The following is a 21023-nucleotide window of genomic DNA, read 5'->3' as shown; positions in this document are numbered from 1 at the left end:
ATTTACCTTCGCCGTTTCAGTGCGTGTGCCATGCGTGGAAGTTCCTCGTACAGCAGTCGGCCGACCATCGCACCGCCGAAGACAACGACACCCACACCGACCAACCAGGACTGGATGACCAGGACGGTTCCAACGGGGCCGTAGCTGACGGTGTTGGATGCGATCAGCGGCGAGAAGACGAGCCTGGAGAAGACCCTCAGGCCGAGCAGCCCGATTACGGTGGCGACCGCGCCGGGAAACAGGGCGCGCCAGCGGATCCGCCCACCGAGCAGCAGGTGCTGGGACCACCAGAGGAACAGGAGGGCGCTCAGCGAGGCCACGGCCCCGCCTGCCAGGGGTTCGCGGCGCAGCGTGGTGGTGGCGGAGACGAAGAGGTATCCGGTGAGGACGCTGAGCCACACCACATGCCGCCACCTGGCCCACCAGCGGGCCGGAGGCAGCTCCCAGACCTTCTCGTAGCCGGTCTGCACCGCCGCCCCGAAGGTTAGGCCGAACACGGCAAGGGCTGCGATACCGAACGCGGTCGTGGTCCGCAGGGCCTGTTCGGGCCGTGTGAACAACTGCTCGACCTGCTGCATGGAGGCCGCCGATACGCCGAGCCCTTCCCCCAGCCACTGAGCGAATCCCCGCCCGTGCTCGGGATCGGCGGAGGAGACGATGATCAGCAGCGGCACCAGCGTGAGGAGCCCCAGCGCCGCGAAGCCCAGGGCACGCGACCACAGCTCAAGATCGCTGCTCCGCCGCCATCCGCGCCCGACTGGCGAACGGCTGATCACGCAGTGCATCCGTCCGAACCAGGATGAACGGTCCGCGGCACCAGAAGGCTTCATCGACATCCCTGTCGACTACCACGACCGGAACCCTTGCCGCGCGAGGGCGCGACGCAGGCCTGCGGTGAGCGTGTCCGCCTTCACGGTCAGTCACTCGAAGATCGCCCCGGTGCTGAGGTGGCATCCTCAGGGCCCGATGCTGACCAGCAGAGGCGGCTCAAGCGGCCGGAGCGGGCTTCCGTGTCCAGCTGCGGACGGCACTTTTGCGGGCCAGACGCCTGGTCATAAGGGTGATGGCGGCCCAGGTGATCAGGGTCTCGGAGTGCTGGACGAGCCGCTCGTAGTCGCGGGCATACCGTCGGGCGTGCATGATCCAGGCCAGCGAGCGTTCGACGACCCAGCGGCGGGGAAGGACGAACCCGGTGGTGTCCTTGGGGCGGCTGACGGTCTTGATCGTGAGGTTGAGGTGCTGTTTGGCCGGGCCCGCCACCACGGGGGTCTGCAGCGGAGCTCGCGGCTGTTCGGATCTACAGGTCGAACTCGAGGTGCTCGATGTCCGTGAACCGGACTTCCTCCAGGCTTCCGGCGCGGCGGCCGCCGTCCTGGAAGTACACCTCCTTGAGTGCCTCAGCGGCGAGCTCCTGGAGGCGGTGCTCGGTGGCGCCCTGTTCCTGGGCGTCGAAGAGGCGGGCGGCGTGCTGCGGGGGCAGGGCGACGGTCAGGTGTCGGATGCGGTCCTGGTCCGTCGACCCGATCGGCGCGGTGTAGCCGAGGCGGGCACGGGTGTCGATGACGATGCCGCCGGTCGTCGCCGCCTTCTCGCGGGCTTCGCCCGGATCTGCGGCTGCCAGCGGGCCTTCACCTCACGCTCCAGGCGCGCGGCGAAGTCCGGACGTGGTCTCTTGATCTGGCCCTTCACGTACCGCTCGACGGTGCGCTGGGAGATCCGCAGCATCTGGGCGACCGAGGAGCGTCGACGGGGGCAGGACTCCGGGGGTTATCGGTTGCAGTCACGGCGGACAGTGCCTGCGCTTCCGCCGGGGGCGGCGAGGCGGTGAACGTGGCCGGCGCCGCCGGGGCGTCCGGCTCCTCCGGCGCCGAGGGCGCCGGGTAAAGCACCGCGAGCTGGTCCAGCAGCCGGGCGTAGGCGTCGCGCTCCGGCGGACGGGGCTCCGTCTTACCGGCCTCCCAGCCGGACACCGTGGCCCGCCGCACCTTCAGCGCGCCTGCCACCTCCTCAATCGTCAGGCCGTGCGCGGCACGCAGCCGCTTGCGCTCCACTGGGGGCGGCAGCGGAGCGCGGGACGCCACCAGCGCATCGACAGCATCGAACAACTCGGACATGGAACACCTCCTGACCAAGCACCCTACCCAGCGAAACGTACGGAACGCGTACGTTTGGCGTATGAACCGCGTACGGAATGCGTTCTGGTAGGCGTCAATGCTGGAGTCCTGCCTGTGTCCCGTCCTAGTGGCAGCCGCGTTGTCCTGTCCGGGCAGTCTCGGAGATCTCCGGGCATCTGAGCTGGCGTCTCAGTCATCTCCGGGAACAAGCAAGCAGAGGCAAGTACGCCTTGACAATTCCAAACTGTCAAGGCGTACTTGCCTAATGACTCTTCCGGACCTGGACGATCTCATCGCGGAAGTTGACCGCAGGTGCGACACCGCACACCGCTCCGGCAGCCAAGAACAGCCCGACTGGCTCGCCCTCCTCACGGTCGCCGCCCAACTCTCAGGCCAGATGCAGGCGCTGGCAGACGACCTGGTCGAGGGCTACGTCGAGCACTGCCGGATGCACGGCTCCTCGTGGACCGACATCGGCGCCGCCCTGGGCGTGACCCGACAGGCCGTCCAGCAACGCTTCCACGCACCGCACAAGCGCTACAGCCCCGAGACGATGACCCACGACCTCCGCCAGGCGATGACCCACGTCAAGCAGGCGGCAGTCCATCACCGCAACAACTACATCGGCACCGAGCACCTGCTCTGGGGACTGACCGCACAGGACAACAGCGCCACCCGGCTCCTACAGGCTGGCGGTGTCTCACCGGAGACAGTCCACCAGTCCGTCGGCACCCGACTGAGCATGGGCGCCTCCCAGGCAGCCGAGCGCATCGCCTGGACGCCCTACTCCCGCAAAGCCATCGCCATCGCCGAAGCACGATCCGAGCAGAACGGCTCCGACCGCATCGATTGCGACGACCTGCTGATCGGACTCGCCCAGGTCGGCCGCGGAGTCGCCGCCGACGTCCTGGCCGAGGCCGACTTCGATCCAGCCACCCTCGACGCCACAACTGCGGACGCCTGAGCCCATCGCGGCCCGACGACCCGGACTGTGAGAGAACGGCGCCTTGCCCGGACTTGAGTGAGAACATCGACGAATCCCGTCTCACTCAAGTCCGGGCACCGCAGGCCAGCGGGGCATGATGCCCGGACTTATCCGAGACAGGACACGCGTCCGCGCGCCGCCCCCGGCCGCCGTTGGGGGGGGCAGGAAAGACAGCTCCGTGCGTTGGAACAGCCGCGGTCAGTCGCCGACGAACCACAGATACAGGTGCGTCCCGCGCTCGACGACCTGGCACAACTCGCGGGCCTGCCCGACCCATTCGCCACCGCAGGCAGCGGGAATCCGGTCGAGCTCAGCCAGCAGCAGCGGTAGCTGCCGCTGGTTGAAGACCGCGTCCCCATACGGAGTCAGGGCCCAGAGCATCGGGAACTCCGCTGGGTCCAGATCCGGGAAGCCAACGGTCCACTCCACGCCGGCCTCGGCGCGAGCCACGGCATTTCCGCTGTCTCCACGCACCACCAAATTGATCACCGGTCGAGCCTATCGGCGCCCTCCATGACCCACGAAGGAATTTTCGACCATGACGTTTCCCCAGGCTCCGGCACTGCCCGAGGAGCTCGACAGGCTGATGCGCCGCACGCGCCTGGACTACATTCGCAAAGCCGCCCCCGACGTGCTGGCCACCGCCTCCTCAAACTGTTCCTGCCGGCGGCGCCGGACGCGGAGGTGATGCGGGGAGATCGGTGAGACCGCGCACGCGCTGGCGTACATCGTCATCGCGAACCGGTCCTTCACCGACGTGTACCAGTGGGGACGCCGGACCAAGCCGCTGAGTCTGGCCGCGGAGATCCAGCACCGACTGCTCCCGGCGTCGCTGGCGTGCGAGGCGGCGCAGTTGGCGGTGGCTGGGGCGCTGGAGCCGGCCGACCACGTCGGGCGTGACACTTTCGACTACGCGATCGGCAGGGACACGGTCCAGCTCTCCGTCACCGATGCCATGGGTCACGATGTCGACGCCGCGCTGCTGGCCACCCTTGCGGTGGGCGCCCTGCGCCGGGCCCGGCGGGCCGGTGCCGATCTCGCCGAGCAGGCCGGCCAGGCGGACCAGGCGATGCGCGAGCACGGCCACAAGGGCTACATTCGGCCCAACAGGGTGTCACGCTGATCCTGATCCTCACCGCCGGGGTCTTTGATCCCGCACCGGCAATCCGCACGCTGGCCCGCCCGGCGAGGCGCACGCAGAGCCCGTCCCGAGAGGCCGCAGAGGTAGGCCGGATCGTCAGCCTTCGGTCGCCTCCGGCCGGGGCAGGATCCCGGAACAGGTGGCGCGGCCGAACACGCCCGTAGCGGTGGCGCTTTGGACGTGTTGTCCGCGGATGGCCAGGGAACAGCGGACCTGGCCGCCCTTCTCGCTGAGGACGATGCTGACGATCGGGTCCTGGCCGAGCGGTACGTCCACGGTCTTGCGCCACGGCAGTGCGGCCCCTTTGACGACGGTGGCCCTTCCGGACTCGTCGCGGGCCTGGTAGCTGATGTCGGCGGTGCCGTCGCCGGTCACCTCGTAGCTCACCGAGGCGATCGGGGTGCGGTGTTCCGGCGTGCCGTCGCTCGGGGCGCTGTCGAGGAACCCGTAGAGGACGAGCCCGGCGCAGGCGGCCAGCACCGCGACCCCCGCGATCAGGCCGGCGCGGTCGGCGCGACGAGACCGCGCGGGCTTTTCCATTTCGGGCTCGGCATCCGGCTGCGTCTCGGCTGCCCCGGCGTTTCGCGTGGCCCGGGATGTCGCGGATTCCTGGCTTGTGTCGCCCATGTCGCCCATTGATTCTCCCCCTCTGAAAGTTTTCGTACTCGGGCCCAGATGCGCTCGGCTCGCATTTGTTCGGCTGGGAACGCGGCGGTTATACACGATGCCGCGGTGGGATGGCCAGCGAGCGGAGATAACGGACATCCAGGCGCCGAATAAGGGCCTGTTTGGCAGCTAAGTCACCCAATTTTCCTGTCAGTTGACTTTGCATCTCCTGTGTGGCTAGAAACCCGTCGCCGCCTTGTGTGATTTCCCTTCCCGGCAGGTGGGGCGGGTTTTCGGCGGCACGTTTCGACCGCAATGTTCGAGGAAGGGTTTGGTGTGAGACCCAGATGGGGCAGGCTCGTGGCGTGCCTGATGGTATCCGCGGTGACGAGTACCGCGCTGCCACAGGCCGCTTATGCCGCGTCCGCTTCCGACGGTGACGACAAGGGAATTGTCGATGCCGTCAGGGGCTGGTTCGCGGATGACAGCAAGGGAAACGACAAGCCGCCGTCGCATGACGAATTGGGAATTGCCGACCGGCAAAAGCTACCTCGGGGCAAGAACGACCCGAAGGCGAAGCGGGTCAGGGAGCTGACAGGACGCCGTACGGCGAACGCCCGCTTCTGGCAGTTGTCCGACGGCCGCGTCCAGGCGGAGCTGTCGGCAGTGCCGACGTCCTACCGGTCGGGCAAGGAAGCCGCCTGGAAGCCGATCGACACGACGGTCCGCGAGAGCGCGGCCAAGGGCTTCGAGTTCGCCAACGCCACCAACAACGGGCGCAGCTGGTTCGGTGGGGACGCCGACCGTCTGGTGCGCTTCGCGGCGCCCGACGGCCGCTCGGTCACCCTCGGCCTTAAGGGCACGGGCGGCTCGCTGAAGCCGGAGGCCAAGGGCTCCACGGTCACGTACAAGGACGCGGTGGGCGGCGCGGACCTCGAGTACGCCGTGGGGCCTGGCCGGGTGAAGGAGAACATCACCCTCTCCGAACGGCCCGACGGCCCGCTGAAGTTCACCTTCACGCTGGACACCGACGGGCTGGTCCCCAAGGCCCGTAAGGACGGCTCGATCGCGCTGTACGGCGAGCTGCCGCACACGCCGGAGCTGGTGATCCCGGCGCCGTACATGACGGACGCGAAGAAGGCCGACCGGTCCGTCTTCGGGAAGACCTACAGCACCAAGGTCACCCAGAAGCTCAGCAAGGACGGCGACTCCTGGAAGCTCACCGTCACGCCGGACACCAAGTGGCTGGCCGCGAAGGAGCGGCAGTACCCGGTCGTCATCGACCCGACGATCACCATTGCGCCGTCCCCGTCCGACTCCCAGGACACGATGGTCCTCTCCGACCAGGCGTCGACGAACTTCAACACCAGCTGGAAACTCGCGGCGGGCAAGACCGACACCGGCACCGCCCGTTCGCTGATCAAGTTCCCGCTGAGCGAGATTCCCTCAGGCACGACGATCGACTCCGCGCGCCTGGAGATGTACTTCGACCAGGCGCACACCACCAATGCCAACGATGTCACCATCGGCGCCTACCGGGCCACCGGTGCGTGGACCGAGTCGGCGGCGACCTGGTCCAACACCAGCTCCCTGGTGGGCGAGCTGTCCGGCACCAGCGTCCAGGTGGACGACGGCGACGCGGGCACCACGGCGGCCGTCGGCTCCTGGCCGGCTTCCACGTCGTCGCTGGCCCAGTACGGCATCGGCGCCGACTATCGCGCCAACAAGGACGCCGTCGCCGGGGACACCTACACCTGGCAGCCGAACATCAAGGAAGCGGCCAGCTACAAGGTCGAAGCGCACTACGTGGCCGCGACCGACCGGGCCACCAACGCCCCGTACACGGTGACGTCCCAGGACGGCACCGCCACCTACCCCGTCAACCAGCAGACCGGCACCAACGGCGTGTGGTCCGCGCTCAACGGCGGCTCGCAGATCAACTTCGCCAAGGGCACCGCGGGCAAGGTCGTCCTCGGCGACGGCCCGGCCTCCACCTCGACGGCGGTGATCGCGGACGCGGTGCGGTTCACCAACCCGGCGTCGATCGTGAAGAACGCCGGCGAGTACAACCAGTGGCACAAGTTCCCCGTCACCGACACCGTGCAGCAGTGGCTGAACGGCACGGCCAACAACGGATTCGTGCTGAAGGCCACCGACGAGACCTCGACCGCCCCGACCGGTGGCCCGCGCTACGAGTCCGGTGACGGCGACTACGGCGGCGAGACGGCGACCATCCCGCGTCTGACGGTCACCTACGGCAAGGTCGGCACGACGCTGAACTCGCCGACCGTGGTGCACGGCACGGGTCCGGAGCTGTCGTGGAAGGCGTACTCCAACACCACCGGTGACAGCGGTCTGGACCTCGCCGAGTACCAGCTGCACCGCTCCACGCAGCAGGTGTTCACGCCGTCCGCGGCGACCCTGGTCGCCCCGGTAGACAAGGCGGTCACGGCGTACACGGACACCACCGCGACGCCGACCCCGGACTCCTCCTCGGCGGAGATCGGCCGGTCGTACTACTACCAGCTCGCGGTGAAGACGAAGGACGGCCAACTCCTCGGCTCGCCCACCCGAATCGTCGGCGTGCCGAAGGCGGGCCGCACCATGCGGCTGATCCAGGGCACCTCAGGCGTCACGGACACCACCCTGTCGTCCGCGCAGCCGACCACCAACGAGGACACCATCGCCTCCTTCGGCGTCGGCCAGAAGTGGCTGAGCGTCGGCAACAACTCCTCGACGTACGGCAAGACCCGCGCGGCCATGAAGTTCACCACCTCGAGCATCCCGACCACGGCCACCGTTCTGGAGTCGCGCCTTTTCATGTGGGGCGCGGAGACCACCACCGGCACCGACGGCGCGATCTACGAACTCCACGGCCTGACCAAGGACTTCGCCGAGACGACGGCGACCTGGAACAACGCCACGTCGACCACGCCGTGGACGGCGGCGGGCGGCGACTACTCCGCCACCGTCTCGGACACGGTCGGCACGGTCTCGGAGGTCGGCCGCCACTGGTGGGACGCCACCAGCCTCACCCAGGGCTGGACCAGGACCCCGTCCAGCAACAAGGGCGCCCTGGTCAAGCTGAAGGACGAGACCACCACCGGCCCGCAGGAACGCACCCTGTTCCTGTCGTCGGAGGCGCCCGACCCGCAGCTCGGCCCACTGCTGCGCGTGATCTACGTGGACTCGACGACCGAGGACACGTACTACGCGCCGCAGACCCCGGCACGAATGACCCCCAACTCCACCTACACGGTGGACATGACGGTCACCAACACCACGAGCTCGGCCTGGGCGAGCGGTGAGCGGCAGCTGTCGTACACCTGGAAGCTCCCCGACGGCACGGACGTGACGACCGGCGGCAACCAGCTCTCCACCGCCATCCCGGCCCTGTCACCGGGCCAGTCGGCGACGATCCAGACACAGGTCAAGACGCCGATCAACTCCGACTCCGGCAACAAGCGCACGGACTACGTCCTCGGCTGGGACATCAGGAAGGTCTCCGACGGCAGCTGGCTGTCCGCCGGAACCGGCGGCATCCCGTCCCTGAAGCAGAATGTGGCGGTGGAGGACCCGACCTCCAACGCGCTGGGTCTGGAGAAGTTCTACTCGTACACCGGCAAGAACACCGGCGCCGGCTCCACGGTGATGAACAACGTCGCCTCGGGCAACAGCGTCTGGTCGTACAACGCGTTCAGCAACCCCGGCCGCGGTCTGACGACCTTCGCGAGATTCTCGTACAACTCGCTGGACACGAGCGACACCGTCTCGGGCGCGGGCTGGTCGGCGCAGCTGGCGGGCCCCATCCGCCTGGGCGCCCCGCTGGACTTCCACCCCAACCCGAACGCCAACGCCACGGAGATCCGCCTGCCCGACGGCGACGGCACCACGCACGTCTTCACCAAGCAGGCCGACGGCAGCTGGAAGGCCCCGGCCGGCATCCACTACAAGATCACCATGAAGCCGGGCCTGGACTGTACCCCGGACAAGGACCCGGTCCAGGACGCCTGGACACTCCTGCGCCCGGACGGCACGCGCTTCTTCTTCGGCTGCGACGGCTACCTGACGTCGATCGTCGACAAGAACGGCAACACGCAGACGTACACGTACGAGGAGCGCAGGTCCAACAACAAGCCGACCAAGTTCCTGACGTACATCACCGACCCGGCGGGCCGTAAGTCGCTCACGATCGACTACTACAAGAAGGGCGACGCGTCGTACGACTACATCGACGACACGGGCGCCAAGGTCACGGGTTCGAACCTGACGAACTCGAAGATCTACGACCACGTGAAGTCGGTCAGCGACATCTCGGGCCGCAAGGTCTCCTTCTTCTACACGGACAAGGGCCTGCTCGGTCAGTTCACCGACGGTGACGGCTCCAGCCAGCCGAAGGTCTTCAAGTTCACCTACGACGCCACCCAGGGCAACAAGAACGTCAAGCTGGTCAAGGCCACGGACCCACGCGGCCACGACACACAGCTGGCGTACTACGCGCCGCAGACGGGTGACGACCCGAAGTACCACTGGTGGACCAAGACCATCACGGACCGTCTGAACGGTGATACGGGTTTCGCGTATGCGGCGGACACCACGAACACGAAGTTCACCGACACCACGGTCACCGACCCCGAGACGCACGCGACGCAGTACGTCACGGACGACTTCGGCCGCCCGGTGCAGAACACGAACGCCAAGTCCGAGACGACGAAGATGTCGTGGGACGCGGACAACAACGTCACGTACCTGGAGGAGACCAACGGGGCCAAGACCGCGTTCTGCTACGACCAGAAGACGGGCTACCCGCTCTGGCAGCGGGACGCGGAGAACAACAAGTCCGGAGTCCCGGACCAGACGACCACCTGCGTGGCGGACACCACCAAGTGGCCGGCGAACGCGTCGAAGTACGAGTACCAGACGCGCGCGGACGGCTACTCGGCCGACCTGTTCCGCAAGACCTCCCCGGAGGGCCGCGCCTGGCAGTTCGGCTACGACAGCTTCGGCAACCTGAAGACGGTCACCGACCCCAAGGGCGTCGCGACCACCACGGTCGCCGGCGACTACACCACGTCGTACACCTACGACGCCTACGGTGAGCTGACCAAGGCCACGGACGCGAACACCAACGCGACCAACTACAGCGGCTTCGGCCCGACCGGCTATCCGGCCACGATCACCGACGCGCTGAGCAAGTCCACGTCGTTCGTGTACGACGAGCGCGGCCAGGTCAAGCAGGTCACCGACGCCAATCAGAAGGTGACCACGCAGACGTACGACACGTTCGGGCGTCCGCTGGTCAAGTCCGTGCCCAAGGACCAGGCGGCGGGCGTGCTGATCACGACCCCGGCGCAGGAGTACGACGCGAACGACAACGTCACGAAGTCAACGGCGCCGAACGGTGCGGTGTCAACGGCGGTGTACGACGCGGCAGACCAGGTCACCTCGGCCACGGCGCCCAAGGACACCTCCACGTCGGACGACCGGGTGACGACCTACACGTACGACAAGGCCGGCAACCTCAAGACGACGACGGAGCCCAAGGGCACGCTGACGACGTCGGATGCGACGGACTACGTCACGACGAACACCTACAACCCGATCTACCAGCTAACGTCGGTGGTGAACGCCATCGGCGACAAGATCAGCTACGAGTACGACAACGTCGGCAACGTCGTCACGGTCATCGACCCCAAGAAGAACGCGACGACGGACACCACCGACTACACCGCCAAGACGGCCTACGACCTGGACCACCGGGTCACGTCAGTCACGGACGCGGCCGGCAAGACGACGAAGAAGGCCTACGACAAGGACGGCCTGGTCGTCTCCGCAACGGATCCCGAGAACAACACCACGCTCATCACGTACGACGAGCGCGGCAAGGCCACTCAGGTGCAGGTCCCGCACTCGGGCACCGCGCCGATCACCTACAACACGACGAAGTACGAGTACGACCAGGTCGGCAACACCACCAAGGTGATCACGCCGCGTGGCACGGCGACGGCCACGGCTGACGACTTCACCGGGCGCACCGAATACGACGCGCTGAACCGGCCGGTCAAGCAGTACCAGCCGTACGACCCGAGCTCGAGCGACGCCCGCTACAACAACCCGAACGTCTACACCCAGACGTTCTACGACGCAGTGGGCAGGGTCTCCAAGACCTCGCTGCCGCCGTCGGAGGGCCAGACGGTCCGCAACGACACCACCTACGGCTACTTCGACAACGGCTGGGTGAAGTCCGCGACGGATCCGTGGGACATCACCACCACCTACGACTACACCGAGCTGGGCGAGCAGACGGCCCGGACGCTGACGTCGGCGGGCGGTTCCTCGAACCGCACCATGTCGTGGTCGTACTACCCGGACGGCAAACTCAAGTCACGTTCGGACGACGGTGTGCCGGTCGGTAGCGCGGTGGTGCTGGTCGACAACTCCGACACCCAGAACACCTCCTCCACCGGCACCTGGACCAAGGCAGACATCACCGGGCAGCAGGGCTACAACCACGCCACGCACGCGGCGGGCACGGGCACGGATGCCTTCACCTGGACGCTGAACATTCCCAAGGACGGCACCTACGCCGCGTATGTGAAGTTCCCGAAGGTGACCGGCGCCGCCACCGCGGCGAAGTACACCGTCACGCACAAGGACGCGCAAGGTCAGAACACCACGACCGACAAGACCCTCGACCAGAACGCGGGCACCGGCACCTGGGTCTCGCTCGGCTCGTACAGCTTCAAGCAGGGCAACGACGCCAGGCTCCAGCTGTTCCAGAACAGCGCCGGCACGGTCGTCGCCGACGCGGTGAAGCTGGTGCGTGACACCACCACCGAGGTCGACAACGAGAAGAAGACCTTCGCCTACACCTACGACGCCAACGCCAACCTCACCAAGATTGATGACACGTCGTCCGGCGCGAAGATCGACGCCTACACGGTCGCCTACACGGGCCTGAACCAGGTCCAGAAGGTCACCGAGTCGCTGCTCGGCCAGCAGAAGAAGGCGACGTCGTACACCTACGACGCCAACGGCCAGCCGGACACGATCACTCACCCCGAACAGTTCTCCAAGTACACCTACGACCTGCGTGAAATGGTCAAGACTGTCTCGGTCGGCAAGTCCGCGACGGACGCGAGCCCGAAGGTGACGTCGTACACGTACACCGACCGCAGCCAGAAGCTGAAGGAGACCAAGGCCAACGGCAACACCGTCGACTACACCTACTACCTGGACGCGGCCCTCAAGTCCACGACGGAGAAGAAGGCGGGCGGCACCCTCGTCGCCTCGCACACCTACGCCTACGATCCCAACGGGAACAAGGCGCAGGACGTGGCGCAGAAGATGAACGCCGACAACCACGCGGCGTACCTGTCGTCCACCACGGACTACACCTACGACCCGGCCAGCCGCCTGACGAAGGCGGTGAAGACGGGCAACGGTGCGGGCACCGAGACGTACGTCCACGACAACAACGCCAACGTCATCAGCCAGACCGTGGGCGGCACCACAACCAACTACGCCTACGACCGCAACCGCCTGCTGAGCGCCGCCATCGTCGGCGGTTTGACGGCGAACCACAACTACGACCCGTTCGGCCGCCAGGAATCGGTCACCTCCGGCGGAAAGATCATCTCGCGGAGCGTGTACGACGGCTTCGACCACGTCATCGAGTCCCAGCAGGCGGACTCCACGGGCGCGCTGAAGTCGACCACGTACACCTACGACCCGCTCGACCGCACCGCCTCCAAAACGGCGGACGGCAAGACGACGGACTTCGAGTACCTGGGCCTCTCCAGTGAGGTCCTGGACGAGAAGGTCGCCGGCACCCTGACCAAGTCCTACCAGTACAGCCCGTGGGGTCAGCGCCTGTCGCAGACCAAGTACAACAGCGACGGCACGACCGAGGACGGCTACTACGGCTACAACGGCCATACCGACGTCGAGACCCTCACGGACAACAACGGCGACGCCAAGGCGACGTACGGTTACACCGCCTACGGCAAGGACGACACCTCCGAGTTCACCGGCATCGACAAGCCGAGCACAACGGACCCGACCAAGGAGGCCTACAACCCCTACCGGTTCAACGCCAAGCGGTGGGACGCCCAGTCCGGTACCTACGACATGGGCTTCCGGAACTACGACCCGGGGCTCAACCGGTTCACCACCCGGGACATGTACAGCGGCGCCCTCGCCGACATGAACCTCGGCGCAGACCCCTTCACCGGGAACCGCTACGCCTTCACGGGCGGAAATCCGATATCGGGCATTGAACTCGACGGTCACACGTCGGTTGACGCCCTGTGTGCGGGCGTCGAGGGCTGCAACGCCACCACGGTCGGCCGGAACCAAGAAGCCGGAGCCGAAGAGCCGTGGTACAAGGACCTCAGCGGGAACCACGACACGGCAGTCGCGATGGCGACCACCTACCTCAAGTCCCACTACCCGGGCGACGACTTCGACAACGAAGTGCGGATCGATGGAGGATCGGCCAAGGGGAACGGCGAGTACGGCTGGGCCGACATCGTCCGCTGGGGCAAGGACCGGGTCGAGGTCTGGGAAGTGAAGCAGGCCGGCGGCCCGGCTGAGGCAGCAGGTCCCGCTCAGCTGGCGAGGTACATCGAGCAGCTTCAGGAGATGCTGGCGGCTTCCGGGGACAACCGAATCGTTGTGGCGGGCGCTGACATCGTTCCCGAACTCGGTCCCACACCGAGCCTCAGCAATCCCAACAAGATGATCACAGCCAGATCCGCGACGGGAGGCATCATCACCTACACCGTGAGCGAGGACGACGATGATCCGGTACCCACGCCACGTGTGACCGCGACTCCCTCGCCGTCGGCCATGCCCTCGCCGGTCCCGATCAGCGGCAAACGTCCGGAGTGGGTCAAGACTCGTCCGCTGTACCAGCCGAAGCCGGACCTTGTTCCGGCAGCCACCGTGGCCGGCGGCGGATCGTCCCTGGGGTTGCTGAATTCCTTTGCCGATTGGTGGCATAGGAACGTCGAACTCCATGACTGGTCAAACAGTCCATTCACTCCGACCAGTCCCGTGGGCCCCGTCCCGATGCCGATTCCGATAGTGCCGTAGGTTATTCCTGGATTTGCCCTTTCGTCGTCAAGTTGTACCGACGGCGAGGGGGCAAATCTGTCGGATGATTTTATGCTCTGCTACACTCTCGTCCGCTGACTCACAGGCTGAAAACTTGTAACCCATAGTGAGGTGTCGCGTGGCCGAGGGTGGATTCGTGGTACGAGGCGAGATCGATGTCGAGTTTCGTTCTGAGGCCGAGTACTCGGGCAGCATGAGGGAGTGGTTCGAGGGTGCGCTGCGTGACCTCTTCCCTGATGAGCTGGGGGCCATTCTCGGCGGGCCTCCGCTCGACCCGAAGGGGATGCGTGGAGGCCCGCTCGGCCCTCCGGATTCATGGTGGGGCTTCTGCAAGGTGACCGAGCGGGTCGGGCGCAATCTTCGCGATTCGGCCAGAGTTATTTCCGAGAAGAACCTCGACTGGTTCTACCGTAAGGTCTCCACTGGCCCCTTCTCCGCTGAAGTCGGTATCTCCAAGCTGGGGGCCGACTGCCAGCCTCGCCTCCGGCTGGCCCGACTCACGGTCGAGCGCCTGGAAAAGGCGGAATCGTGGGTGCGTCTCGGCTGTAACATTCCCGAGGATTCCCTGCGTGACCCCGGCTTCCAGAGAGCCTTTCTGCGCTTCATGAAGACCCAGGCGAACACGCTGGACCCGTCATTCGGTCACATCACTCACCTTTACACTCTGGGAAAGACGCCACTGGAGACAGTGCTGGGTCCGCCCTGGCTTCTTCCGAAGCAGACGGTATCCGAGAGCCGACAGTACCTTCGCGGCTACAGTTGGGTAACGGTATGCCCGAAAGAGCTTTCCGCCGCTGTGGGCGGGAAACAGGCTTTGCTTGATTCCGGAGCTTTCCACGAAGTTGAAGAACTGGCCGGCGGAGCGATCTGGCTGCAGGCCGGCCCGGACTTCGCGGCATACGACGACGACCAGGCCCGAGCGGTCTGGGCGGCGGTATCGCCGGCGCTCCGCCCCGGCACGCCCCAGCGCCTCGAACCCCTCCCGACCGATCCACCCCTCCATGTGGTGTACGAAGACGCGCGCAACGCGAATTCATGACCAAATTGGTGGCAGTGAGTGTCTGATACATCGAGCCGGTGAGCAGACAATTTGAGAGGTCGACGTCGGCAAGGACCAGGTGGGCCGCGTCCACCCGCGCAGCGACATTATCCGCACGGCAGCGTCGGGCAGGAATGCGAGTTGCGCCTCTGCCACTACTCGGCCGTCTGCGCGCACGAAGGGTTCCTGCTCCGCGGCGCGGCAGGCTCCCGAAGCCGGCGCCGGCCAAGTGGGCTGGTGCCGTCGGCCGCGTACACGACGCAGTCGGTCAGGACCGCGACCGGGTTCTGGCCGGTGAACGCCGCGTGCTTGACGATCTTCCTGTGGAGGTTGATCCGGGTGCGGGAGATGACGGCCGCTCGGATGTCCGGCCGCCATGTCGGACGGGCAAGGGCCCGCCAGGGCTGGCCGGGCTTCCAGCCCTCCCCCCGGGGGCGCTCGCGCAGCTTGCCCAGGCCGCCCTTGACGGTCGCCTTGACCGCGGAGACGACGATCGCGAGTTCCGGGTCACGCTCCCTGTAGCCGTCCATCGCGGCGAGGAAGTCGGCCGGCGCCGAATCCGCGTCCACGCCGAGGTCGGCCATCGTCGCGAGGAGGCCCTGTTCTCGTATAGCTACGGCGAACGGACATGTAGCGCTGTGTGCCTGCTGTGGTCGTCGTTTCCCCTCGCCTGGCGCCTCGTTGGGCTGAACGAGTGATCTCGGGCGTGGGGCGAGGAGTACGGGTGCGGCAGGACTGGGAGCCGGAGGACCTGATCGAGGTCTGGACGCTGCTGGAAGACGACATGAAGCGGGTGCGGAACAAGTCCGGGGCGACTCGGCTCGGGTTCGCGCTGCTGCTCAAGTTTTTCGAGGTGGAGGCCCGGTTCCCCGAGTCGGCCCAGGAAGTGCCGACCGCCGCGGTGGAGTACGTGGCCCAGCAGGTCAAGGTGCCTGCGGAGGCGTGGGCGGACTACGACTGGCAGAGCAAGGCGATCCAGAGGCACCGGGGCGAGATCCGGGCGGCGTACGGGTTCCGGGCGAACACCGAGGAGGACCAGGACCGGCTGGCCGCGTGGCTGGCCACCGAGCTGTGCCCGGTGGAGCTGTCCCGTGACCGGCTCGCGGCGGCCGTGGTGGCCCGGTGCCGCAACGACCACATCGAGCCGCCGGCGCCCGGGCAGGTGCGGCGGCTGGTGGGCCGGGCGGTCACGGACTTCGAGGCCCAGTTCTGCCGCAGCAGGTTGGAGCGGATCTCGCATGCGACGCGCTCCCGGCTGGAGGACCTGGTTGTCGGGAGCGGGAGCGGGAGCGGGAGCGAGACGGGCGAGGGCGCGGCCGGTGCGGGCTCGGTGGCGGGCGGCGGACGGTCGCACTTCGCCGAGTTGAAGACCGATCCGGGGGCGCCGGGGCTGGAGAGCCTGCTGGCGGAGGTGAACAAGCTCCAGCGGGTGCGGTGGCTGGAGCTGCCCGCGGACCTGTTCGCGGACGTGTCGGAGAAGCTGGTGGACGCGTGGCGGGCGCGGGCGTCGAAGGAGTACCCGGCGAACCTGGAGCGGATGACACCCGCCCGGCGCCTGACGCTGCTGGCGACGCTGTGCCATGTGCGGCAGACGGAGATCACCGACTCACTGGTGGACCTGTTCATCCAGCTCGTACTGAAGATCAACACGAGGGCGGAGCGGAAGGTCGACAAGGAGCTGAATGCCGAGCTGAAGAAGATCCGGGGCAAGGAGGGCATGCTGCTGCGGGTCGCCAAGGCGGCGCTGTCCGAGCCGTCCGGCACGGTGCGGCGGGTTATCTACCCGGCGGTCGGCGGGGAGAAGACGTTGAAGGCGCTGGCGGCGGAGGCCGCGGCGAACGAGGCGCGCTACAAGGCGCGGGTCCGTACGGTGCTGCGGTCGTCGTACTCGGCGCACTGGCGGCGGATGCTCTCGCCGCTGCTGGGCTCGCTGGAATGGAAGTGCAACAACACCGCTTACCGGCCGGTGATGGACGCGATCGACCTGCTCAAGCGGTATCTGGAGCAGCCGTTGAAGGAGGGGGCGTTCTTCGATCCGGCGGAGAGTGTGCCGCTGACGGGGGTGGTGCCCGAGCAGTGGCGGGCGGCGGTGGTGGACGAGAAGGGCCGTGTCGAGCGCATCACGAACTGTGCGCGCTGGTCGCACTCCGGGACGCGGTGCGCCGGCGGGAGATCTGGGTGGTGGGGGCGAACCGGTGGCGCAACCCGGAGGACGGCCTGACGGGTCAGGCTCTCCATGATCTGCCGCAGCCGCTGGTCCTTGGTCTCCAGGAAGCTCTCCACCACCGCGTCGGTGGCGGTCTCGACGGTGAAGTCCACTGGTGTTCCTAACTGTTCGGGGTGTTCTGACCTGCGAGGTGGTCGGTGAACCAGTCGCCGGTGAGCGCGTCGCGTTCGGCGGCGTGGTTGTAGAGGGTGTGCTCGCCGTCGGGCCAGATCCGCAGCGTGGAGGTGGCGGGGTCGGCGGCGCGGAGGAACGGCTCCTGGTCCTCGTAGCGGGCGAGGGGGTCGAGGCCGCCGTGCAGGAGCAGCAGGGGGCAGCTGATGCGGTGCTTGTCCGGGTCGAAGCGCAGGGCGTCCATGACCTCGGTCACGCGGGCCGGGTCGTCGGTGCCGACCACGGCGGCCATCTGCTCGCGGGCGGTGCGGAATTCGGGGACCGTCGGTGTCGCCGGGGCTCCGTTGACGACCACGGCGCCGACGCGGGGATCGGCGGCGGCCAGGTGGGCGGCGAACAGCCCGCCGAAGCTGATGCCCTGGACGCCGATGTCGCCTGGGACTGCGAGCACCGTAACCCGCTGCGCGACCCTGCGATCGTCAGCAGCACGTGCGACACGGGACTGCCGCGTGCGGAGGTGACGCCGCCCATAGCTTGTACAGCCTGGTCGGCGGTGTGCACCGCGGCGTCTACGTCACGAAGTGAGAGGTGGGCGTCGGCTTCGCGGCTCAGGCGCAGCGCACGTGAGCGGGGGTAGGCATCGTCGTCGTGCGTCTCGGCGTGGTGGGGTGTGGCGCTGGCGGCGTAGTGGGTCAGCGCGCGGCGGGGGTCGTTTAGAACGACGCACTGGGGTCTTCGAAGTTAAGCGGTGCGGAGGTGTCCGCGGGCTCGTCGTGTCGTGACACAGCGTGTCCGTAGACGCTGACTGTCAGCGTTGCGGAACCCGAACGCGTTGCGGGCGACGAGCTTGATCACGCGGTTGAAGCCCTCGCTCTTGGCGTTGCTGCGACCTGTGTCGATGAACGCGGCGGTCTCGGTCCCACCAGCGGTCAACGGGGGCAGTGGGCGTGGCTACCTCAGGGATGCCGGAATCATGGTTTAGGACGATCGTCTCGATTGATCCGGACGCCCGGCCTCGGTGGCGTGTCGCTGACGCTGTCCTTGCGGTGGGACCGGCCAACCGCCGCCAGGACGAAGGTGATGCTGATCAGCAAGGCCCAGGCCCCGAACTTGTCCACTGCGACCGGCTGCCAGCCATCAAGCTGATACGGGTAGCGCCAGGCGCCCACATAGGTGGCCAGGTTCTCCGCCACCCACAGGAAGAAACCGATCAGCACGAACGACAACGCCAGCGGCATCCGTCGGCGTACACGGCGCACCGTGTAACGCACCGAGGTGCCCGCCGTGACCGCCAGGAGCAGTCCGGCCAGCAGCCAGCGCACATCGGGCAGCCAGTGGTGGCTGAAGAAGTTGACATAAATCGCCGCGGCCACGACTGCTGTCGCCCGCGGGCGATAGCGGACCAGCGCCAGGTCGAACAGGTGCCAGGCCCGGCACACGTAGCTGCCAACAGCCGCGTAGAGGAAACCTCCATACAGCGGGACGCCCGCGAACTTCAGCACGGCAGGCTCCGGATAGCTCCAGGAACCGAGGGACACCTTCACCAGCTCGAAAGCTAGGCCGATGACGTGGCAGACGGCGACGACAGCGATATCCCGGCCGTTTTCCCAGCCACGCAGCCAAAAAAGCAGGGTGAGCAGGGCGCCGTAGGCAACGAGCAGGTCATAACGCGCCACAGGCAGATGGGGCAGCACGGTGGACGCCGCGAGCCCGGACAGTAGCGCGATGGCGAAAGAACAGGCCCGGATGTGTATCCAGGCGAAATCACGCAGCTGACGAACCGATACAGTCAGGGGGCCGTTGATGCTATTGGTGAACATGGTGCCCTGTAGGACGAACTCTCGCCCGTTCAGGTTGCTGCATCGGACCGGACCGGCGGGGCGGGCTTCCTCCAGGGCGCTGAGGATCGCTTCAGCATGGACGGTGAGCGGGGAGGCCCCGCCCCATCACCTGCTTACCCGAGCCCTTCAGTAGCCTCATCAACTGTTCGTCCAGGTCGACCTCGCCCACGCATGGCGGGTCTTCGGACATGAACAGTGCAGCGTCGTTGCGCGCTGACTGTCTGTCACGTTCTGTGATGGCCGGGGTAGGTGTCAGCCCTGGATGCAGGACGCCCGTGGTCCTGGTTGATTATTTCCGTTCTCTACGCAGAAGGATCACCGGGGAGCCACGGGCTTGGTCAACGATACGACGTTGCTGCTCGACCTGGACGGCGTGTCCGTCATCCGGGTCGAGCGGCTTGAGGACGGTACACGCCGGGTCCATCTGGCCACGGCGGAGGCCTCGGCCAGGGCTTGCCCGGATTGCGGGGTGGTCGCGGCCCGGGTGAAGGGGGCGGCGACCACCCGGCCGCGTGATCTCCCGTACGGAGAGCGCCGACTGGAGTTCGTGTGGCACAAGCGACGCTGGTGGTGCCGCGAGGTGTCCTGTCCTCGGAAGTCGTTCACCGAGCAGATCCCGCAGATACCAGCCGGGGCCCGGTTGACCGAGCGGTTGCGGTGTGCGGCCGGACACCGGGTCCGCGATGCCGGCTCCACCGTCGTGCAGGCCGCCCGCGACCTCGCTCTGTCCTGGCCGGTGGTGATGGATGCCTTCCGCACCGCCGGTGCGAGGGTGGTCGAGGCGGCGCTGCCTGAGGTTCAGGTGTTGGGCATCGACGAGACCCGGCGCGGCAGCACCTGCTGGGAGCAGGATCCCGACACCGGGAAGTGGCAGCTGACAAGAGACCGCTGGCACACCGGGTTCGTCGACGCGCTCGGCACCGGCGGGCTGCTCGGCCAGGTCGAGGGCCGCGCCGTCGCTGACGTCCTGGCCTGGCTGTCCACCACGCCCCTCGCCTGGCGCAACACCATCCGCCATGTCGCCATCGACATGTCGGCCACCTACCGGGCCGCGATCCGCACCGGTCTGCCCGACGCCGTCGTGGTCGTCGATCACTTTCACGTCGTCCAGCTCGCCAACAAGATGCTCTCCATGGTGCGGCGCCGCACCACCGCCGAGATCCGGGGGCGGCGCGGACGGGCCGCGGACCCAGAGTGGAAAGCCAGGCGCCGACTCCTGCGCAATCGGGAAGACCTCACCGACGAGCAGTTCGCGAAGATGTGGAACCCCTTGCTCAACGCAGGGAAGATCGGACAGATCATGCTGGCGGCGTGGATCGCCAAGGAGGACCTGCGCACCCTCCTTGCCCTGGCCCGCACCCGAGCCGACCGCGAGCAAGTAGGCCATACCCGATGGAAGTTCCTGACCTGGTGCGCGGACTCAGACATCCCCGAAGTCCGCACCCTCGCCGCCACCATCGACCGCTGGTGGCCCGAGATCGCCGCGTTCATCGACACCGGTCACAGCAACGCCAAGAGCGAGGGCATCAACCGCGTGATCAAGCTCGTCGGCCGCAACGCGTTCTGGTTCCGCAACGCTGACAGTCAGCGTCTACGGACACGCTGTGTCACGACACGACGAGCCCGCGGACACCTCCGCACCGCTTAACTTCGAAAACCCGGAAATACGCCCCACCAGCGAACTCCCCAGCGATCACCTCCATCGGCGCACCCGAGGCAAGCCTCAAGCCATCGCCATTGTGCTTCCGGTGGATGTCAAAGCCGAACGATGACCGCAGCAGCAGATCAATCTCCGGGGTGGTCTGGATCAGGTCAAGCAGATGATCATTTGATGTCATGGCA

13 protein-coding genes and 5 pseudogenes are annotated in these 21023 nt (G+C 67.0%); 7 read left to right on the top strand and 11 right to left on the bottom strand.

Annotated elements, in window-relative coordinates; translation table 11 throughout:
- Positions 1 to 2: 2 nt before the first annotated feature.
- The 4 genes and pseudogenes from ACWBNA_RS39040 to ACWBNA_RS39025 form a co-directional block, all read right to left on the bottom strand.
- The gene (locus tag ACWBNA_RS39040; protein ID WP_482709327.1) at positions 3 to 785 is read right to left on the bottom strand and encodes a YhjD/YihY/BrkB family envelope integrity protein; all 783 of its coding nucleotides are present in this window, start codon (positions 783 to 785) and stop codon (positions 3 to 5) included.
- Positions 786 to 990: 205 nt separating this feature from the next.
- Positions 991 to 1248, bottom strand: a pseudogene (locus ACWBNA_RS39035) (IS5-like element IS4811 family transposase); the annotation flags it as partial.
- A 49-nt stretch (positions 1249 to 1297) separates the two neighbouring features.
- A pseudogene (gene tpg, locus ACWBNA_RS39030) lies at positions 1298 to 1737 on the bottom strand (telomere-protecting terminal protein Tpg); the annotation flags it as partial.
- Positions 1725 to 2114: pseudogene (locus ACWBNA_RS39025) on the bottom strand (helix-turn-helix transcriptional regulator); the annotation flags it as partial. The pseudogenes tpg and ACWBNA_RS39025, both read right to left, overlap by 13 nt.
- 265 nt (positions 2115 to 2379) lie before the next feature.
- On the opposite strand from ACWBNA_RS39025, the gene ACWBNA_RS39020 reads away from it, so the two are divergent.
- Positions 2380 to 3078, top strand: a complete 699-nt coding sequence (locus ACWBNA_RS39020; RefSeq protein ID WP_482709302.1) for a Clp protease N-terminal domain-containing protein — start codon at positions 2380 to 2382, stop codon at positions 3076 to 3078.
- A 219-nt stretch (positions 3079 to 3297) separates the two neighbouring features.
- Here ACWBNA_RS39020 and ACWBNA_RS39015 read toward each other — a convergent pair whose 3' ends face one another.
- A complete protein-coding gene (locus tag ACWBNA_RS39015) occupies positions 3298 to 3588 on the bottom strand; it encodes a hypothetical protein (protein WP_482709301.1) in 291 nt (96 codons plus the stop codon).
- Between the two features lie 49 nt (positions 3589 to 3637).
- Between ACWBNA_RS39015 and ACWBNA_RS39010 the strand changes: the two genes are divergently transcribed.
- Both ACWBNA_RS39010 and ACWBNA_RS39005 read left to right on the top strand, forming a co-directional pair.
- Entirely contained in the window at positions 3638 to 3787 is a 150-nt protein-coding gene (locus tag ACWBNA_RS39010; RefSeq protein WP_482709330.1) for a hypothetical protein, read from the top strand.
- A pseudogene (locus ACWBNA_RS39005) lies at positions 3754 to 4198 on the top strand (SpoIIE family protein phosphatase); the annotation flags it as partial. The gene ACWBNA_RS39010 and the pseudogene ACWBNA_RS39005, both read left to right, overlap by 34 nt.
- Before the next feature lie 138 nt (positions 4199 to 4336).
- Here the strand turns inward: ACWBNA_RS39005 and ACWBNA_RS39000 are convergent.
- Positions 4337 to 4780 carry an MmpS family transport accessory protein gene (locus tag ACWBNA_RS39000; RefSeq protein ID WP_482709299.1) on the bottom strand — a complete coding sequence of 148 codons (444 nt, stop codon included), beginning with the start codon at positions 4778 to 4780 and terminating at the stop codon, positions 4337 to 4339.
- Between the two features lie 438 nt (positions 4781 to 5218).
- Between ACWBNA_RS39000 and ACWBNA_RS38995 the strand changes: the two genes are divergently transcribed.
- Complete coding sequence (locus ACWBNA_RS38995) at positions 5219 to 13942, top strand: golvesin C-terminal-like domain-containing protein (RefSeq protein WP_482709298.1); 8724 nt, start codon at positions 5219 to 5221, stop codon at positions 13940 to 13942.
- Between the two features lie 139 nt (positions 13943 to 14081).
- Positions 14082 to 15002 (top strand): hypothetical protein, encoded by a 921-nt coding sequence (locus tag ACWBNA_RS38990; protein ID WP_482709297.1) that lies wholly within the window; start codon positions 14082 to 14084, stop codon positions 15000 to 15002.
- A 227-nt stretch (positions 15003 to 15229) separates the two neighbouring features.
- On the opposite strand, the pseudogene ACWBNA_RS38985 reads toward ACWBNA_RS38990, so the two are convergent.
- Positions 15230 to 15595, bottom strand: a pseudogene (locus tag ACWBNA_RS38985) (telomere-associated protein Tap); the annotation flags it as partial.
- Between the two features lie 131 nt (positions 15596 to 15726).
- On the opposite strand from ACWBNA_RS38985, the gene ACWBNA_RS38980 reads away from it, so the two are divergent.
- Complete coding sequence (locus tag ACWBNA_RS38980; RefSeq protein ID WP_482709295.1) at positions 15727 to 17223, top strand: DUF4158 domain-containing protein; 1497 nt, start codon at positions 15727 to 15729, stop codon at positions 17221 to 17223.
- 106 nt (positions 17224 to 17329) lie between these two features.
- Here the strand turns inward: ACWBNA_RS38980 and ACWBNA_RS38975 are convergent, their stop codons facing one another.
- The 3 genes from ACWBNA_RS38975 to ACWBNA_RS38965 all read right to left on the bottom strand — a co-directional run bounded on the left by ACWBNA_RS38975 (position 17330) and on the right by ACWBNA_RS38965 (position 19160).
- The gene (locus tag ACWBNA_RS38975) at positions 17330 to 17791 is read right to left on the bottom strand and encodes an alpha/beta hydrolase family protein (protein WP_482709294.1); all 462 of its coding nucleotides are present in this window, start codon (positions 17789 to 17791) and stop codon (positions 17330 to 17332) included.
- A 290-nt stretch (positions 17792 to 18081) separates the two neighbouring features.
- Positions 18082 to 18273, bottom strand: a complete 192-nt coding sequence (locus ACWBNA_RS38970) for a transposase (protein ID WP_482709293.1) — start codon at positions 18271 to 18273, stop codon at positions 18082 to 18084.
- Between the two features lie 38 nt (positions 18274 to 18311).
- A complete protein-coding gene (locus ACWBNA_RS38965; RefSeq protein WP_482709292.1) occupies positions 18312 to 19160 on the bottom strand; it encodes a DUF817 domain-containing protein in 849 nt (282 codons plus the stop codon).
- Between the two features lie 355 nt (positions 19161 to 19515).
- Between ACWBNA_RS38965 and ACWBNA_RS38960 the strand changes: the two genes are divergently transcribed.
- Complete coding sequence (locus ACWBNA_RS38960) at positions 19516 to 20829, top strand: ISL3 family transposase (RefSeq protein WP_482709290.1); 1314 nt, start codon at positions 19516 to 19518, stop codon at positions 20827 to 20829.
- Here the strand turns inward: ACWBNA_RS38960 and ACWBNA_RS38955 are convergent.
- Positions 20789 to 21019 carry a hypothetical protein gene (locus ACWBNA_RS38955; RefSeq protein WP_482709289.1) on the bottom strand — a complete coding sequence of 77 codons (231 nt, stop codon included), beginning with the start codon at positions 21017 to 21019 and terminating at the stop codon, positions 20789 to 20791. The genes ACWBNA_RS38960 and ACWBNA_RS38955 overlap by 41 nt on opposite strands.
- Between the last annotated feature and the right edge of the window lie 4 nt (positions 21020 to 21023).

It is taken from the genome of Streptomyces sp. Q2 (assembly GCF_056820935.1).
This window is presented reverse-complemented; position numbering and strand designations above follow the sequence as displayed.

Excerpts from the sequence above, each read along its gene's own strand:
- ACWBNA_RS39040 (WP_482709327.1), bottom strand. The coding sequence starts at position 785 with ATGCACTGCGTGATCAGCCGTTCGCCAGTCGGGCGCGGATGGCGGCGG.
- ACWBNA_RS39020 (WP_482709302.1), top strand. The coding sequence starts at position 2,380 with ATGACTCTTCCGGACCTGGACGATCTCATCGCGGAAGTTGACCGCAGG.
- ACWBNA_RS39010 (WP_482709330.1), top strand. The coding sequence starts at position 3,638 with ATGACGTTTCCCCAGGCTCCGGCACTGCCCGAGGAGCTCGACAGGCTG.
- ACWBNA_RS39000 (WP_482709299.1), bottom strand. The coding sequence starts at position 4,780 with ATGGAAAAGCCCGCGCGGTCTCGTCGCGCCGACCGCGCCGGCCTGATC.
- ACWBNA_RS38995 (WP_482709298.1), top strand. The coding sequence starts at position 5,219 with ATGGTATCCGCGGTGACGAGTACCGCGCTGCCACAGGCCGCTTATGCC.
- ACWBNA_RS38965 (WP_482709292.1), bottom strand. The coding sequence starts at position 19,160 with ATGTTCACCAATAGCATCAACGGCCCCCTGACTGTATCGGTTCGTCAG.
- ACWBNA_RS38955 (WP_482709289.1), bottom strand. The coding sequence starts at position 21,019 with ATGACATCAAATGATCATCTGCTTGACCTGATCCAGACCACCCCGGAG.